The organism is Nonomuraea sp. NPDC048916 (assembly GCF_040649575.1).
Classification (GTDB): domain Bacteria; phylum Actinomycetota; class Actinomycetes; order Streptosporangiales; family Streptosporangiaceae; genus Nonomuraea.
Genome location: NZ_JBEZFS010000228.1, coordinates 1 through 452, shown reverse-complemented (window position 1 = coordinate 452; position 452 = coordinate 1). Strand labels below are relative to the sequence as shown.

Below are 452 nucleotides of genomic sequence, written 5' to 3'. Positions count from 1 at the left end.
GCCGACGCGAGCGTGTGGCCCGCGATGTCGTCGATGACCTGGGCCACGATGTGGCGGTTGGAACGCGTCACGACCAGACGGGGCCGCTCCGGCGAACCCGACAGGTGCTTGCGGACGCGGATGTGGCGCCGCTTGCGAGCAGCGCGCTTGTACGCGTCGCCCTTGGCGATCTTCACACCGTATGCCATGGCTACTTACCAGCCTTTCCGACCTTGCGGCGGATGACCTCGCCCGCGTACTTGACGCCCTTGGCCTTGTACGGGTCGGGCTTCCGCAGCTTGCGGATGTTGGCGGCTACCTCGCCGACCTTCTGCTTGTCGATGCCCTCGACGCTGAGCTTCGTGGGCGACTCGACCTTGAAGGTGATGCCTTCCGGAGCCTCGATGAGGATCGGGTGGCTGTAGCCCAGGGCGAACTCCAGGTTGGAGCCCTTCGCCTGGACGCGGTAACCG

2 protein-coding genes are annotated in these 452 nt (G+C 66.2%); both read right to left on the bottom strand.

The window, feature by feature from the left end; genetic code table 11:
• Window positions 1–188, bottom strand: a 188-nt coding sequence (locus AB0C16_RS40595; RefSeq protein ID WP_357691532.1) for a 50S ribosomal protein L18, incomplete at its 3' end; no start/stop codon positions are given.
• Between the two features lie 2 nt (window positions 189–190).
• Window positions 191–452: 50S ribosomal protein L6 (gene rplF, locus AB0C16_RS40590; protein ID WP_357691530.1), on the bottom strand; the 262-nt coding region annotated here is incomplete at its 5' end.